Origin of the sequence: Arthrobacter sp. H35-D1, from assembly GCF_030063185.1 — a bacterium.
Lineage (GTDB): Bacteria > Actinomycetota > Actinomycetes > Actinomycetales > Micrococcaceae > Specibacter.
Map to the genome: position 1 here is coordinate 429,674 of NZ_JASISP010000001.1, position 16,763 is coordinate 446,436.

Sequence of the window (16,763 nt, forward strand, 5' to 3'; positions counted from 1 at the left end):
ATTGTCCGCGTTTTTGTTCATCTGAAAAGAAAAGCTGTCGACTTCATCAGCATCCCGCCCGAACCATGTGGAGTCCTTTCAGGTAGTCTCAATCACAACGGCTGACCAGTCCGAGGGGGACGTTTTGACGCACATAGATCCAATGATCCTCAGCGCCGCCCAAAAGTCGGTCAACTTTGGGCTCCTCCTCGACGTGGAGCCCCTGCTGGCTGTTTATGGCGCCGGCGCAGAAGCCAGCCTCTACACGGATCCCAACGGTTCCCTCATCAAGTGCCGGCAGCTGGCCGAAGTCCTGACCGAACAGCTGCTGCTGCGAAGCAACACCGCGGTGGACAGCAGCAAACAGATTGACCGCATCCAAGCCCTTGCCGCGGCCGGCGTCCTGGGGAAGGACGCCATTGAAGACCTGCACCGCATTCGGAAGACGGGCAACCAGGCCACCCACAGCCACCTCTTCAACGCCAACATCACTTTGGGCGTCCTGCACACATGCTGGGAACTTGGCACCCTTCTGTACCGGGCCGTCACCAAGGACCGCACCGTTCGCACCTTCCTGCCGCCCAGCCCGGCAGACCTCACACCGGCAACTGCGGAGGACGCAGCGAGCCTGCATGCAATTCATGACGCGCTGGATTCCAGCCGTGACGAGCTGGCTGAGGCCCTGACGGTTCTCGATTCGAGCCGCACACAAGCCCAGGCCGAAGCCGCGGCCCGCGCAAAGGCTGAGGCCGAACTTGCCGCTGCACGGACAGAACAATCGGACATGGCAGCGAAATTGGAGCAGCTGCAGGCTCAGCTCAATGAGCTTGCCTCCAGTGAACCGCGACTCAGCCGGGACGTGCCCAAGCCAACTCCGGCGGCGCGCCAAACATTCATCGATCGAGCCACAGCCCCCCGGCCGCTTTCCGAAGTCCAAGCCCGAAAAAATATCGACAAGATGCTGCGGGCTGCAGGCTGGCTGGTCCAGGACTACCGCGACATCGCCCCCATGGCCGGCATGGGGGTGGCGGTTCGCGAATTCCCACTGGATTCCGGTTTCGCGGATTATCTGCTCTACGTGGACAGCAGGCTTGTTGGCGTGCTGGAGGCCAAGAAGGAAGGCATGAGTCTCACAGGTGTGGAATGGCAAACATCCAAGTACGCCACGGGCCTGCCTGCGAGCGCGCGTCTTGCCACCTGGCACCCTGACACGCCGCTGCCGTTCTGTTACGAGTCCACGGGTGCCGAAACCCGGTTCATGAACTTGCTGGACCCGGATGCCCGCTCCCGTGAGGTCTTTAGCTTCCACCGCCCTGAGACACTCAAGCGTTGGATGGCAGAGGCGGACACCAGTCCGGAGTCTCCAACGCTGCTGGCCAGGATCCAACAGCTGCCGGTGCTGGAGGTGGACGGGCTGCGGCCGAATCAGGTCCAGGCCGTCACCGGGGTTGAAACGTCGCTGAAGGGCCAGCACCCGAGGGCGCTCATCCAGATGGCCACCGGTGCCGGCAAGACGTTCACGGCGGTGACAAGCGCGTACCGGCTGATCCGCCACGCCAACGCGGGGCGGATCCTGTTCCTGGTGGATAGGAACAACCTTGGCATCCAGGCGGAATCGGAGTTTGTGAACTTCGTGAATCCCGACGACGGCCGCCGCTTCGGTGAAACGTACGCTGTGCAGCGGGTTGCGGGGAGGACCATTGCCGATTCCACGAACGTGGCAATCTCCACCATCCAGCGGCTGTTCCGCATGCTGGCTGGCGAGGACCTGCCGGATTCGGCCACGGAGAATGATGAGAACGACGACGGCGAGCCGGAGTCTCCCGTCGACGTCACCTATAGTGCTGCCTTGCCGCCGGAGACGTTTGACTTGATCATCGTGGACGAATGCCACCGCTCCATCTACGGCAAGTGGCGCGCGGTTCTGGAGTACTTTGACGCACCTGTCGTAGGTTTGACTGCCACACCCACCAAGCAGACCTTGGGTTTCTTCAACCAGAACCTTGTCAGCGAATACCCTTATGAAAAGTCCGTGGCCGACGGCGTCAACGTCCCGTTCGATGTCTACCGGATCAAGACCCAGGTTACGTCGCAGGGAGCAACGGTGGAGGCAGGGACCATAGTTCCCATGCGGGAGCGGGCTACGCGGCGCAAGCGTTACGAGGAACTGGAAGAAGACTATTCGTACACGGGCAAGCAGTTGGGCCGCAGCGTCATCAACAAGGACCAGATTCGCACTGTTCTAAGCACTTTCCGCGACCGGCTCTACACCGAGATTTTCCCGGGCCGCAGCTACGTGCCCAAGACGTTGATCTTTGCCAAGGATGACAGCCATGCCGATGAGATCGTCCAGCAGGTGCGTGAAGTGTTCGGCAAGGGCCAGGACTTTGCAGTGAAGATCACCTACCGTTCACGCAGCCAGGGCAATGATCCGCAGCAGCTTCTGCAGCAATTTCGCAACAGCCCATCCATCAGGGTTGCCGTCACCGTGGACATGATCGCCACGGGCACCGATGTGAAGGCCATCGAGTGCGTGTTCTTCATGCGTGAGGTTCGTTCTGCCGTGTACTTCGAGCAGATGAAGGGCCGCGGTTCCCGCACCATGGATTCCGATGCGTATGCGCAGGTCACCCCGGATGCGAAGGACGGCCTGACCAAGGACAGATTTGTCATTGTCGATGCTGTGGGTGTCACGGAATCCGAGCTGGTGGATGCCGATCCCATGGACCGCCTCCCCAAGTCTGTCTCCCTGCAAAAACTGATGGAAAAGGCCGGTGCCCTGACCATCACCGTGGATGAAGTCTCCACGTTGGCTGCCCGGCTGGGCCGGTTGGCAACACAGCTTAAACCGAATGAAGCTGCGGAAATCGAGCATGTTTCCGGTGGCACGTCGCTGCGTGCCATCGTGCAGGGCTTGTCTGCCGCTTCGGACAACGATGCCGTGGAGCAGGCGCGCGAGTCGGGCGACGACGCCGTGGCGGCACTGATCCGAACAGGCGTGGCGCCGCTGGCAAGCAGCGCTGAGCTACGGAAGAGGATTATGGACATCCGCCGAGCCAAGGACATCATTTTTGATGAGGTAAACGCCGACGAGCTGCTCAGTGCGGCACCGGTTCTGGACGGAAACGTGGCAAAGTCGCCCATCGAGTCATGGCGGGACTTCATCGCGGAGAACAAGGATGAGCTTGCCGTGCTGCAGCTTCTCCATGGCAGTGCCACTGCCCGGCCAACATACGCGCAGCTGAAGGAACTGGCAGAACAGGTCAAACGAATCCCATCTATTGGCTCGCTGGACACCATCTGGAGCGCCTATGCAGCCCTTGGTGAGGTTGCCGAACCCGGCCATAAGCCTGGAGTGACCGATCTTGTCACGATACTCAGGCACGAGTTGGGCGGTGGAGGGACAGTAGATTCAGCGGGGGCAATCGCCCGTAGCGGTATCCGCGCCTACAGCTCCTTGGTGGATGAAAGGCTAGTTGCTTGGTTCGCGCGGCAGCAACACGCCGGAGTGCACTTCACCGATGAGCAGCGCTGGTGGATTCGGCGGATTGCCGAAGTAGTGAAAACATCTGTAACCGTGGAACTCGACGATTTAACCAAAACCCCCTTCACCGAGCGCGGTGGCCAGTTTGGCTTTGCCCAGGCCTTCCCGAGTGATGCACTCGCCATCTTTGAACAGCTACAACACGAGCTCGCAGCGTGAGCGAACTGGCAGAACTGCCAAGCGGCTGGGCTTGGACGACGCTCACCGAAATTTCAGAGAACCTAGACCGGCTGCGGGTGCCACTCAGTGCTGCAGAGCGGGCAAAAAGGCCCGGCTCAGTTCCCTACTACGGAGCAACCGGACAAGTTGGAACCATCGATGCAGAGATCTTCAACGAGGATCTAGTTCTGCTTGGGGAAGACGGCGTGCAATTTTTTGACCCTTCCAAAACGAAAGCTTACAGAATTAGCGGTCCTGCATGGGTTAATAACCATGCTCACGTATTGCGGGCCACCAACGCTACAACCAATTCGTTTCTTCACTACTATCTAAATACTTTCAACTTCGAAGGCTACGCAAATGGAACCACACGACTCAAACTAACCAAGTCTGCGGCCAACTCAATCCCGTTTCCGCTCCCACCGCTCGCCGAACAGCACCGCATCGTCGAAGCCCTCGAAGAACAGCTCTCACGGCTTGACGAAGCATCATCATTGCTTTCCACCTCTGCTCGTCGTGCTTCGGCATTCAGGTTACGTCTTAACCGGTATTCCGAGACGGCAACGATGACGAATGCATACGCACTTCCGCCGTCACCGGCCGATGTTGATGACGTCGATTTGCCAAAGATCCCCAACAATTGGCGGTGGGGTCGGCTTGAGGAGATAGCCGATGTTGTCGGCGGAATTACGAAAGACGCGAAGAAACAGTCAGACCCAGCACTGACTGAGGTCCCCTACCTTCGAGTCGCCAATGTCCAAGCTGGTCACCTCAAGCTTGACGTTGTCACCAAAATTCGTGCGACGGAGAAGCAGATCAAAAAGCTGCTGCTGCAGCCTGGCGACGTGCTTTTGAACGAAGGTGGCGACCGTGACAAACTTGGCCGTGGTTGGATCTGGGAAGGGGCAATCGATAATTGCATTCACCAAAACCATGTGTTTCGGATCAGGGTTCGAGAAAACGCGGTCCTACCAGAACTCATAGCTTGGCATGCAAATTCTTACGGTCGAAAGTGGTTCGAGCGCAACGGCAAACAAAGCGTTAATTTAGCATCAGTTAGCCTCAGAGTTATGAAGAAGTTCCCAATTCCAATTCCTCCAGTTCAAGAGCAGGATGACCTCGTGACTTTAGTCTCGGAGCAGTTAGACGGCGCATCTCGACTAGTGAACAACATTGAGGGGCTCGTGACCAGAAATGGGCGGCTGAGAGAGCGTATATTGGCGTCCGCATTCGCCGGCACCCTCGTCGATCAGAACCCTGCCGACGAACCTGCTTCCATCCTGCTCGAGCGCATTGCCGCTGAGCGTGCCGCCGCAAAGCCAGCCGTCCGGCGTCGTACTTCTGTGAAGGCGAAAGTCTAGGTCGCAAACCAGCACACAGAAGTGTCCACAGCCAGCCTTGCACTCAGGCCCGTGTCAGTCCGGACCGGTAGAATGAAAGGGTGCGACGGTGCATCCTGACGAGGATCACCACGTTCAACGCAAAGGAGTGCAGCATGTCGACCCTGAAGAACAAGAGCGGGCTCACCGAGGCCGAAGTTCAGTCAGCCGTGGAGTTCGCTGACGCAGCACAGTATCTGGCCGGAGGCTGTACTTCTGAGCGTGCACGCGACTTGTCCCGCGAAGTCCTTCGCGGCAACATGGACGCTGACGAGGCTGTGGAGATTCGACTGGCCGAAATTCTCGCAACTGGCAAGTGAGCTCGATGCCGGACAAGTACACCTATCCAGGCACCGAGATCCTCATCAATATTCCGGGCATCTTGGATCAGCACCAGCTCGATCTCGCCGAACAGGACCTAGCCGGAATCGTTATGGCCCAATTGCGGGAATATCCGATTGCCGGAGTGTTCGATTTCCCACATCTGCAGGCAATCCATCGGCGTTTGATGGGACGGCTCTATTCTTGGGCGGGCGAGATCCGCACCACAGACACCCAAGCCATGGGAACAGGCGTTGCACATTGCCGGCCCGAGTTCATCGAGGCCTTCGCCGGCGAGGTCTTTGCCGGTATCGCTGCCGATAATTTCCTGCTCCACCTTGACCACCACGAATTTGCCGCAAGGCTGGCGCACCATTGGGGTGAGCTGACCTCCCTGCACCCGTTCCGCGACGGAAACACACGCAGCCAGTCAGCGTTCCTTGACCAGCTGGCCACTGCCGCCGGCTGGGAAATCCATTGGAGCAAGCTGGACTTGGATGCGGTCAAAGAGGCCCGCGTCATTGCCATTTCACGCAGTGCCGAACCGCTCTGCCAACTTCTTTCCCCCGCCATCACCGCCCGCCACCGAAGGAACCAAGAATGACTCGCAATCCGGCCGAAGTACGCAGGCTCGTCGACAAGCTCTGGAGCTATTGCGACGTGCTGCGCGACGCCGGCGTCGCCGCGATCGACTACGTGGAGCAGCTCAGTTTCATCCTGTTCCTGAAGATGTGTGATGAAAAGCAAAAAAATGCCCTCATCCCGATGCAGATCTTCCCTCCCCACCTGAAGATCTCCTGGGACTATCTGGTGGCTCTGAGCGGCGATGACCTGGAATCGGAATACCAGCGGATCCTGCGGTCACTGGGCACCCAGCCAACCAACCTCGGCGTCGTCTTCCGCAAGGCACAGAACCGCATCCAGGAACCGGCACTGCTGCGTAAAATCATCAAGGACCTGATCGGCTCCGAGACGTGGGCCGTGGGCGGGGACCTCAACGGTGACGCCTATGAGGCTCTGCTCCAGCGCTCCGCCTCTGATGTGAAGTCCGGAGCCGGCCAGTACTTCACACCCCGTCCGCTGATCCATGCCATGGTTCAGGTCATGGAACCCCGCCCCGAAGACACCATCAGCGATCCTGCCTGTGGCACGGGAGGATTCCTGCTCGCTGCGATCGAACACATTGAGGAAAACTTCGGCGCCTCCCTGACGCCGGAACAGCGCGGTGATCTCAGCGAGGGCCGCACCGTCCACGGTACGGAACTGGTGGACTCCACGGCCCGGCTGGCCACCATGAACCTGTTCCTGCACGGCGTGGGACGCGAAAACGGCAAGCCGGTGATCGACGTCCGTGACGCCTTGTCATCAATGCCCACCCGGCACGCCAGCCTGGTACTCGCCAACCCGCCCTTCGGCAAGAAGTCCTCCATCACCGTGGTGGGCGAAGACGGCCGGGCGGAGCGCGACGATGCCTCATACTCTCGCCAAGACTTCTGGGTCACCACCACCAACAAGCAGTTGAACTTCCTCCAGCACATCGCAAGTCTGCTGGCCAAGGGAGGCCGGGCCGCCGTCGTCGTCCCCGACAACGTCTTGTTCGAAGGCGGGGTTGGCGAAACGATTCGCAAACGGCTGCTACGCGAATTCGATGTGCACACCCTTCTGCGACTTCCCACCGGGATCTTCTACGCGGGAGGTGTGAAGGCCAACGTCTTGTTCTTCGACCGGAAGCCCGCCAATCCGGACAAAGTGTGGACCGAGCAACTATGGGTGTACGACTTCCGTGTGGGCGAACACTTCACCATGAAACAAAATCCGCTGCGTGAAGAACACTTGGCTGACTTCATCGCGTCCTACAAGGCCGGAATGCGTTCCGAGCGGGTGGAGTCCGACCGTTTCAAGCCCTTCAGCTACGCGGAACTGCTGGAACGCGACAAAACAAATCTGGACATCACCTGGCTCAAGGACCCGTCCTTGGAGAACGCCGACGACGGCGTGCCACCGGAAGTCATTGCCGCTGAAATTGTGGAGGACCTCCAAGCCGCGCTGGAAGAATTCCAAGCCGTGGCCGATGCATTGGCAGAACGGGCCGCCCAACGAGCCTAGCTGCGCGGTGGCGGGTCACCAACGCCTTCCCCATGCCTTAAAATGGAATGAACCCCGTTCCCGCTTTTGCCGAAAGGCCCTTTCATGCGCTCCACTGACAACGCCGTTGCGCAGTGGCACGCGCAAAAACAGTTGCGGCAGAGCCCCACTTGGAAATTGTTACAAGGTGCCTCGTGGGCCGTGGCCTTCCTGCGTGCTGAGTTCACAGCCACCAGGCAGCGAGTGCCGTTGGAAGTTCTCCACGCCGACCTGGCCGACTTCATGAAGGAACTGCGCGGGGAGAATCTGAGCCTGAACGAGGCTTGGCAGGCCTCGCACTACGCCGACTCCTGGGTGCGCAGCCAGTTTTTGGCCCGGCCCATGGCGGATGGCAAGTTCTTCTACGAACCCACAGCCAGCACGGCCCGTGTATTGGCATTGCTGGACACCTTGACCGGCGACCGCACCAATCTGAACAGCTCCCGACTCAGCACGTTGCTAACGAGCATCGAGACGTTGTCCTTTCAAAGCGACCCCAACCCCGACACCCGAATTGCCGCCCTGGAAGCGGAAATCGCCGAACGGGAAAGTGAAATTGCCGCCTTGCGCAACGGTGGCAGCCCCGCCGTGCTCTCGGATGATTCGGCCGTGGCAGCCACCCGCAGCGTCTTGGACCTGGCCGCCAGCCTACCGGCGGATTTCAAGCGCATGCGCGACGGCGTCGAACTCATGTTGCACACGATCCGCCAGGAAATCATGGAGTCCTCGGTAACCAAGGGTGTGGCCATGGGCCAAGTGCTGGCCGGAGACAAGGCACTGCGCGGCACCGCCGAGGGCGAGACTTTCCAGGGCTTTACCGAATTTCTCAACGACCCGGTGCAACAAGCCAGGTTCCGGCAGTCGGTCAATGAGTTGCTTGAACGTGACTTCACGGACCAGCTCAGCTCGGAGGAACGGGCCAACCTCGCGTCCCTCGTGCGTGAGATGCGTCGTCAAGCCGCGGATGTCCATTCCATTTACGGTCGCCTGTCTGAGAGCCTGCACGCCTATGTGCAGTCTGCGGAGTTTCGGGAATCGGTGCTGTTGCGCAAGGCCATCCACGCTGCCGAACAAGCAATGGCCAAGGCCTCGCTGGGCTCCCGCACGGCAGTGGCCCCGCCGCTGTTGTATTCCCCCGCCTTTGAAACGCTCGCCGGGCTGGGCATCTTCAACCCCGAGGACCATGTGCCGCCGCCCAGGCTGGCCGCACCACCGGCACTCAGCGACGCCGACATCCACCGCACACCCGCCACGCCCGCGCCAGACATGGACGTCTTGCAGGCCGCCGTCGAACTTGCCCGGCACAGCCGCAACGGCAGCGCCACCTTGGCCGATGTTTACACTTCCCTGCCGAGTGAACTGCAGCATCTTAACTCAATCCGCGGTCTCATCATGGCCGCACGCAGTTCGGACAACGCCATGGACTCGCACCGCAGCCAAACCCTCACTTTCACCCAGATAGACGGCACCATTCGCACCGCCGAAGTCCCGTTGTTCACCTTTGCGAAGGACCCCGCCCCATGAGCCGCACCATTCACACCGGAAATGATTCCGCAGGCCAGGATTACCCAGGCGCAAGTGAGCGGACACTCTTTGCCGGCGATACCGGGTCCTTCCCCTTGGAATTGCGCCAGGCGCTGGTGCGTTTGCTCCGCGGGCCTTACATCGACGGCACAACGGACCCGGCCCTGTGGACAACCATCCTCAACCACGCCGTCTCCCTGCAGCAGTACCTGAGCGAGATCTTCCTGCTGCTGACCATTGATGCAGAGCGCAAGATCGCGCTTCTGGCCCCCGTCGCGATTGATGCCGTGCACACGCAACCCATCGTGGCCCGCAAGCCGCTGCGCAGGGAGGAGACGCTCCTGGCGTTGCGCCTCCGAGTGCTCCTTGACCGGCACGCCGGCACAGAGACCGACGTGGGCGTTTCCCGCGCCGGCGCCCGCGAGATTCTCGCCGAACACCGCCAGCCTGGTGCCGTGGACGACAAGCGCCTTGACGAGCAGACGGATGCCGCCCTTGCCAGGCTGGCAGGGTTGAAACTGATCGTGCCCACCGAGCTTGCGGACGAGTACCGAGTCAGCAACGCACTTGCCTTGGCGCTTCCCTTTGACTCGATCGATCAAATTCCGGCTTACCTTGCCGCCCTGGACAAGAGTCCCGCCGCTGAACCGTTCGAGGACAGTAACGATGTTGCCGACGGTTTGTCGGCTGACGGCCAAGCCACGCTGATGCAGGAGACGTTCTAAATGAGCATTGCCACCACCCTGCCCATTGGTGAAGAAATCAATCCGGGCCAGTTCCGCCTCAGTCGGATCCAAATCATCAACTGGGGCACCTTCCACGGCCGCCATTCAATGTACGTGGACAGGTCCGGCACGCTGCTGACAGGTCATCCAGGCGTGGGAAAGTCAACACTTTTCGATGGCATCCAGCACATCTTTTACGCTGCTCCGCGTCTGAACGAGTCAGCCCACGAGGCCTCCAACCGCAAGGACCGGCGCACCACCTTCAGCTATATGCGCGGACGCAAGATCAAGACGTCCGACGGCGTGGTGTACCAACGCCCCAGCGCCACTTGGTCTGCGGTTGCCTTGGTCTTCGAGGACGGGTTGGGCAGGATTGTCACTATCGCCGCGCTCTTCGACCTGCCAGCCAACGGTCTTGAAGGCCAAGTGGGCAAGCACTACGTCATCCACAACGCAGAGCTGAATATCGAGGCACTGGAAAACCATGGCAGTCGGCGCTTTTCGCCGTCGTCCCTGCATGGCGCGTTGCCTGGCGCCGAGGCCTTTGACGTCCACAAAACATTTGCCGAACGGTTCCGCCGCAAGCTGGGGATCCACAATGACAAGGCCTTCTCGTTGCTGCGGACCCTGCAAAACGGCAAGGGACTGGACAAGGGCGTCAACCGGTTCTTCCGCTACGAGGTGCTTGACAAGCCGGCAACCCTGGCTGCTGCCACCGCCGCGGTGGAGGACTTCAGCCACCTGAGCGGCATCTACCGCCAACTGGAGGATGCTCGCGGCCAGCGCGACGCGCTGGCACCCGTACCCGAGCTGCACAAGAAATTGCAGGACATCGCCACCATGCTATCGCGCACAACTGAATTGAAAAATGTTCAGCTGCCGTTGTTGCGGCAGAAGTTCCAGGCTGAATTGCTGGCCGCCAAGGCAGTGGCCCTGGCCGAGGCGGGGCAGGAGAAACAACGGCAAATTGACGCTGGAATGACGGCCAAGGACGCACTGGCAGAGTCTGTTGCAGCCCTCTCAGAGCAGCATGCAAACCATGGCGGCCGCGCCATCGAAGGCTTGGAAAAAGACATTCGCACCGGTAAGCGCGAGTTGGCAGAGCGCCGACGCGTGGAAACGGCGGCCCAGGCGGAGTTGGACTCAGCCGGGCTCGTCTATGACTGGAGCAGAGCGGGTCTTGACGCCGCACGTGCCAATGCGGCCGCCGGCGTAGAGCTTCAACAAGCGGACATGGAAACTGCGCGGACGCTTGAATACCAAGCCGTTGCCGCCAGCGTGAATATCAGGGACCAAGAAAAGCAGCTGCGAGCCGAGATCGAATCGTTCGAACGGCGCGGCAGCAATATCGACTCCCGCAGTGCCGCCGCCCGCCGGGTCATCTGCACGGCTACGGGCCTGACCGTGGAGGACATGCCGTTCGCCGGCGAGCTGGTGGACATTGGCAGCGGGCACGGCGCGTGGCGGGCGGCAGCAGAGAAGGTGCTGCGCTCCCTCGCCACCACTTTGCTGATCGACGGGACGAACATTGCAGCTGTTACCCAGGCCATCAATGCGTTGGACGGGCACGGCAAGTTGCGCTGGATCAACATTGCTGTCCCGCACCGAACCGCGGCGGCGGGCGACGACGAGCTTGTCGGCATACTGGATTTTCATGATTCCGACGCCGGAGTCTGGCTCCGCGGGAAGGTTGCTGCCGACTTTGCATTCACGTGCGTGAATGACGACTCCGGACTGCACCAGCACAGCAAGGCCGTATCGCAGGCAGGCACCGTGAAACTGAGTTCTGCCGTTTTTGAGCGAGACACCCGTACACTCAACCCCGGCGATTACTTGTTGGGCTTCAACAATGTCGCCAAGATTGCGCAGCTCCGGGAGCAGGCACAGGGACTGGCCGACCAGTATGAGAAAGCTGCCGCCGCCGCAACGCAAAGCAGCATCGCCAAGGAGCAGTCGACAAGCCAGTTGCACGCGCTACAGCGCGTTGCCACTGATGAAAGGGGCTTCGCTGAGCTCGATTCCGCGGAGCTGGCTACCCGTTTCGAGGCTCTGCATGCCGCGTTGGAAAAGACCATCGCCGGCAGTGCCACGCTGGCGCAGCTGCGTGAATCGTTGACTGAAGCTAATTCCGAACTTGAAGCGGCAGTCGGTCGAGTAGCCGTCCTTCACCATGACGCCGCCGCCATCGCCAAGGATCTGGCAGCTGTCCAAGCCGCACTCAAGGATGCCAGTACCCTCACGGATAGCGCCCCGGACTGGGCGGTTGCCGCCTTTGCTCCGTACCTCTTGAATGGCGAACCCACCTCTTTGGACGAGTTGGAGGTCCTGCTGAGCGGTGTTGCCGTGGACTTGGGGGAGCGCAGTGCCACGCTAAAGGAACAACAGTTCCGGACCGAAGGCGCTTTGAGCGAAATCTTCAAATCCTTTGGCCGCCAGTTCGGGCCAACCATGAGTGCCAGTCACGGCACAGGTGCCGACGCGACGGAGCACTACGAAGAGCTGTACGAACGCATCATCTCCGACGGTCTGCCACAGCGCCAAGACGAGTTCCGCGAGTACTTCAACAACCGCTCCTACGAGCGCTTCTCGGACCTCCTGCAACTATTGGAAGAGGAACGCCGGGTCATTGAAGAACGTATTCTGCCGTTGAACCAGATTCTCTCAGACGTGCCGTTTGAAAAGGGCAGCCGGTTGCGATTGGAAGTAAAGACCAGTATTCCCGACGAAGCCAGGGCGTTCCGCAGCGAACTCAAGGAAGCGCTGGGAAACGCTTACACCAAGGCAACCGAGGAAAAGATGGCTTCCAGCTATCAGCAGCTTGAACGCCTCGTCAACGCCCTGGGCGACCCTGCCCTGGCGCACTGGGCGGACACTGTCCTTGACGTCCGCCAGCATGTCACCATCAGCTGCAATGAGCACCGCCCTACCGGAGAAATCGAGATAGGGCTTGAGCCCGGCACATTGTCGGGCGGTGAAGGCCAGCGATTTACCTCCTTCATCATGGGCGCAGCTTTGGCGTACCAGCTTGGCATCGACGTCCAGGGTTACAGCACCTACGGCACCGTCATGATTGACGAAGCCTTTATCCAAGCGAACTCCGAATACGCCGGCGCAGGAATCAACGCCTTGCAAGAATTTGGTTTCCAGCTCTTGCTCGCCGCGCCGGAAGACAAAGTGGATCTGTCGCGGCACTTGGGCTCGGTTACCGACATCATCAAACACCCCCAGGCCAATGTCTCAGGTTTTGTCTCGACCGGCCAGTCCCCTGCGACAGCCACGGACATTGTTCTCAGGTAGCACGCACCCGGCGTCTGGCTGACATGTATAGGCGGCGGGTGAGTGTCTTCGTTAGACCGGTATTTTTGTAGGCGCTGCGTGGGCGTCGTGGCGGGTGGCCAGCCGGGCCGGTGTGGTTGTTAAATGCAGGGAGGCCCCGCACCTGTTGGTGTGGGGCCTCGACCTGTTTTTGGTGTTGTCCGGCGGTGTCCTACTCTCCCACATCCTCACGAATGCAGTACCATCGGCGCTGTGGGTCTTAGCTTCCGGGTTCGGAATGGGACCGGGCGTTTCCCCCACGCTATGACCACCGTAACTCATTCCCCAGTCCCTGGCGGGTGGGTAGTTTGTTGGGTGTTCTTGTTGGAACAACTTCTCTTTTATTGTACAGGCTACTACCAGTGGTTTTGGACGGAGTCCGTTACTTCTGGTGGTCGCTTGTTTTTGTTCCTGGCCGTACAAACGGGTGGGTTTGTTGGTTGGGAACCACATAGTGAACGCGAGCATACCTTTTTCGAGGTGTGTGTGGTGTAAGTTATCGGCTTATTAGTACCGGTCAGCTTCACGAGTCTTTAGTCCTCGCTTCCACGTCCGGCCTATCAACCCAGTGGTCTAGCTGGGGGCCTCTCACACGTTGAGGTGTATGGAAATCTCATCTTGAAGCGGGCTTCCCGCTTAGATGCTTTCAGCGGTTATCCCATCCGAACGTAGCTAATCAGCGATGCACTTGGCAGTACAACTGACACACCAGAGGTTCGTCCGTCCCGGTCCTCTCGTACTAAGGACAGACCTTCTCAAATTTCCTGCGCGCGCAGCGGATAGGGACCGAACTGTCTCACGACGTTCTAAACCCAGCTCGCGTACCGCTTTAATGGGCGAACAGCCCAACCCTTGGGACCTACTCCAGCCCCAGGATGCGACGAGCCGACATCGAGGTGCCAAACCATGCCGTCGATATGGACTCTTGGGCAAGATCAGCCTGTTATCCCCGAGGTACCTTTTATCCGTTGAGCGACGGCCATTCCACAATGTGCCGCCGGATCACTAGTCCCGACTTTCGTCCCTGCTCGAGGTGTCCCTCTCACAGTCAAGCTCCCTTGTGCACTTACACTCGAAACCTGATTGCCAACCAGGCTGAGGGAACCTTTGGGCGCCTCCGTTACTTTTTAGGAGGCAACCGCCCCAGTTAAACTACCCATCAGGCACTGTCCCTGACCCGGATTACGGGCCGAAGTTAGATGTCCAAAGTGACCAGAGTGGTATTTCAACGATGACTCCATCACAACTAGCGTTGTGACTTCACAGTCTCCCACCTATCCTACACAAGCCACTCCGAACACCAATACCAAACTATAGTAAAGGTCTCGGGGTCTTTCCGTCCTGCTGCGCGTAACGAGCATCTTTACTCGTACTGCAATTTCGCCGAGTTTATGGTTGAGACAGCGGGGAAGTCGTTACTCCATTCGTGCAGGTCGGAACTTACCCGACAAGGAATTTCGCTACCTTAGGATGGTTATAGTTACCACCGCCGTTTACTGGGGCTTAAATTCTCAGCTTCGCACACCGAAGTGTGCTAACCGGTCCTCTTAACCTTCCAGCACCGGGCAGGAGTCAGTCCGTATACATCGTCTTGCGACTTCGCACGGACCTGTGTTTTTAGTAAACAGTCGCTTCCCCCTGGTCTCTGCGGCCCACACCCGCTCACGGAGAGTAAATCTCCTTCACGGGGCAGGCCCCCCTTCTCCCGAAGTTACGGGGGCATTTTGCCGAGTTCCTTAACCATAATTCTCTCGATCGCCTTAGTATTCTCTACCTGATCACCTGTGTCGGTTTGGGGTACGGGCGGTTTGAACCTCACGTCGATGCTTTTCTAGGCAGCATAGGATCACCGAATTCCCCCGTACGGGGGTCCCATCAGATCTCAGAATCGTCATCAAAGACAGCACGACGGATTTGCCTATCGTGCTTCCTACGTCCTTAGACCGGGACTACCATCGCCCGGCTCGGCTACCTTCCTGCGTCACACCTGTTAATACGTTTACCTCCCTGGTTCAGTATCCCACGCTCCCCACACACCCTGGTCCCGAAGGACACTCAATGGTGGCTTGGGTGGTTAGTATCACCAGTTCAATATTGGCGGTTCTTCACCGGTACGGGAATATCAACCCGTTGTCCATCGACTACGCCTGTCGGCCTCGCCTTAGGTCCCGACTTACCCAGGGCAGATTAGCTTGACCCTGGAACCCTTGATCATTCGGCGGACGGGTTTCTCACCCGTCTTTCGCTACTCATGCCTGCATTCTCACTCGTGTAGGCTCCACCGCTAGTTCACACTGCGGCTTCAATGCCTACACGACGCTCCCCTACCACTCCAAACCCCTGAACCAAAGGACGAACCTCCTGGTTAGGGCAATGTTTGAAATCCACAACTTCGGCGGTGTACTTGAGCCCCGCTACATTGTCGGCGCGGGATCACTTGACCAGTGAGCTATTACGCACTCTTTTAAGGATGGCTGCTTCTAAGCCAACCTCCTGGTTGTCTAAGCAATCCCACATCCTTTCCCACTTAGCACACGCTTAGGGGCCTTAGTTGGTGGTCTGGGCTGTTTCCCTCTCGACTATGAAGCTTATCCCCCACAGTCTCACTGCTACGCTCTGACTTACCGGCATTCGGAGTTTGGCTGACGTCAGTAACCTTGTAGGGCCCATTAGCCATCCAGTAGCTCTACCTCCAGTAAGAAACACGCAACGCTGCACCTAAATGCATTTCGGGGAGAACCAGCTATCACGAAGTTTGATTGGCCTTTCACCCCTACCCACAGCTCATCCCCTCCATTTTCAACTGAAGTGGGTTCGGTCCTCCACGCGTTCTTACACACGCTTCAACCTGGCCATGGGTAGATCACTTCGCTTCGGGTCTAGATCACGCCACTAAACTCGCCCTGTTCAGACTCGCTTTCGCTACGGCTTCCCCACACGGGTTAACCTCGCGACGTAACACTAACTCGCAGGCTCATTCTTCAAAAGGCACGCCATCACCAAAACAACCACCCCACAAGTGAGGCGCGTTGGCTCTGACGGATTGTAAGCACACGGTTTCAGGTACTATTTCACTCCCCTCCCGGGGTACTTTTCACCTTTCCCTCACGGTACTTGTCCGCTATCGGTCATTAGGTAGTATTTAGGCTTATCAGGTGGTCCTGACAGATTCACACGGGATTTCTCGGGCCCCGTGCTACTTGGGATACTCACCAAAGGGAGTGCACTGCATTTTGGTTACGGGACTCTCACCCTCTACGGTCGGCCATTCAAAACCGTTCACCTATACATGCACCATTCCCCTTCCTAGTCCGGCAGAACTAGATCGGTAAGTCCCTCAACCCCGCATCATGCAACGCCCGCCGGCTATCACACATGACACGGTTTAGCCTGTTCCGCGTTCGCTCGCCACTACTAACGGAATCACTATTGTTTTCTCTTCCTGTGGGTACTGAGATGTTTCACTTCCCCACGTTCCCTCCACACACCCTATATATTCAGATGCGGGTCACCACCTCGGCTCACACCGGGTAGCGGGGTTCCCCCATTCGGACACCCTCGGATCAAAGTTTGGTTATCAACTCCCCGAGGCTTATCGCAGATTCCTACGTCCTTCTTCGGCTCCTAATGCCAAGGCATCCACCGTGCGCCCTTAAAAACTTGACCACACACAAACTATGATCAATAACACTC

8 protein-coding genes and 2 rRNA genes are annotated in these 16,763 nt (G+C 58.8%); 8 read left to right on the forward strand and 2 right to left on the reverse strand.

The window, feature by feature from the left end; all coding sequences use genetic code 11:
* The first annotated feature begins 124 nt into the window (after positions 1–124).
* The 8 genes from QMG25_RS02035 to QMG25_RS02070 all read left to right on the forward strand — a co-directional run bounded on the left by QMG25_RS02035 (position 125) and on the right by QMG25_RS02070 (position 13,052).
* Complete coding sequence (locus QMG25_RS02035) at positions 125–3,682, forward strand: DEAD/DEAH box helicase family protein (RefSeq protein WP_283456830.1); 3,558 nt, start codon at positions 125–127, stop codon at positions 3,680–3,682.
* Positions 3,679–5,043: a restriction endonuclease subunit S gene (locus QMG25_RS02040; RefSeq protein ID WP_283456831.1), complete on the forward strand. Its 1,365-nt coding sequence runs from the start codon at positions 3,679–3,681 to the stop codon at positions 5,041–5,043. The genes QMG25_RS02035 and QMG25_RS02040 overlap by 4 nt, the downstream gene beginning before the upstream one ends.
* A 134-nt stretch (positions 5,044–5,177) precedes the next feature.
* Entirely contained in the window at positions 5,178–5,381 is a 204-nt protein-coding gene (locus QMG25_RS02045; protein WP_283456833.1) for an antitoxin VbhA family protein, read from the forward strand.
* Between the two features lie 5 nt (positions 5,382–5,386).
* Positions 5,387–5,986: a Fic/DOC family protein gene (locus tag QMG25_RS02050; RefSeq protein ID WP_283457362.1), complete on the forward strand. Its 600-nt coding sequence runs from the start codon at positions 5,387–5,389 to the stop codon at positions 5,984–5,986.
* Complete coding sequence (locus QMG25_RS02055) at positions 5,983–7,488, forward strand: class I SAM-dependent DNA methyltransferase (protein WP_283456835.1); 1,506 nt, start codon at positions 5,983–5,985, stop codon at positions 7,486–7,488. The genes QMG25_RS02050 and QMG25_RS02055 overlap by 4 nt, the downstream gene beginning before the upstream one ends.
* Before the next feature lie 84 nt (positions 7,489–7,572).
* The gene (locus tag QMG25_RS02060; RefSeq protein WP_283456837.1) at positions 7,573–9,030 is read left to right on the forward strand and encodes a DUF3375 domain-containing protein; all 1,458 of its coding nucleotides are present in this window, start codon (positions 7,573–7,575) and stop codon (positions 9,028–9,030) included.
* Positions 9,027–9,755, forward strand: a complete 729-nt coding sequence (locus QMG25_RS02065) for a DUF4194 domain-containing protein (protein WP_283456839.1) — start codon at positions 9,027–9,029, stop codon at positions 9,753–9,755. The genes QMG25_RS02060 and QMG25_RS02065 overlap by 4 nt, the downstream gene beginning before the upstream one ends.
* A complete protein-coding gene (locus QMG25_RS02070; protein WP_283456841.1) occupies positions 9,756–13,052 on the forward strand; it encodes an ATP-binding protein in 3,297 nt (1,098 codons plus the stop codon).
* A 177-nt stretch (positions 13,053–13,229) separates the two neighbouring features.
* Here QMG25_RS02070 and rrf read toward each other — a convergent pair.
* Positions 13,230–13,346 (reverse strand): 5S ribosomal RNA (gene rrf / locus QMG25_RS02075).
* 210 nt (positions 13,347–13,556) lie between these two features.
* A 23S ribosomal RNA gene (locus QMG25_RS02080) occupies positions 13,557–16,736 on the reverse strand.
* Positions 16,737–16,763: the final 27 nt, after the last annotated feature.

Bases quoted from the DNA above. Each gene is read 5' to 3' on its own strand.
- QMG25_RS02065 (WP_283456839.1), top strand. From the start codon at position 9,027: ATGAGCCGCACCATTCACACCGGAAATGATTCCGCAGGCCAGGATTAC.
- QMG25_RS02050 (WP_283457362.1), top strand. From the start codon at position 5,387: ATGCCGGACAAGTACACCTATCCAGGCACCGAGATCCTCATCAATATT.
- QMG25_RS02060 (WP_283456837.1), top strand. From the start codon at position 7,573: ATGCGCTCCACTGACAACGCCGTTGCGCAGTGGCACGCGCAAAAACAG.
- QMG25_RS02055 (WP_283456835.1), top strand. From the start codon at position 5,983: ATGACTCGCAATCCGGCCGAAGTACGCAGGCTCGTCGACAAGCTCTGG.
- QMG25_RS02070 (WP_283456841.1), top strand. From the start codon at position 9,756: ATGAGCATTGCCACCACCCTGCCCATTGGTGAAGAAATCAATCCGGGC.
- QMG25_RS02045 (WP_283456833.1), top strand. From the start codon at position 5,178: ATGTCGACCCTGAAGAACAAGAGCGGGCTCACCGAGGCCGAAGTTCAG.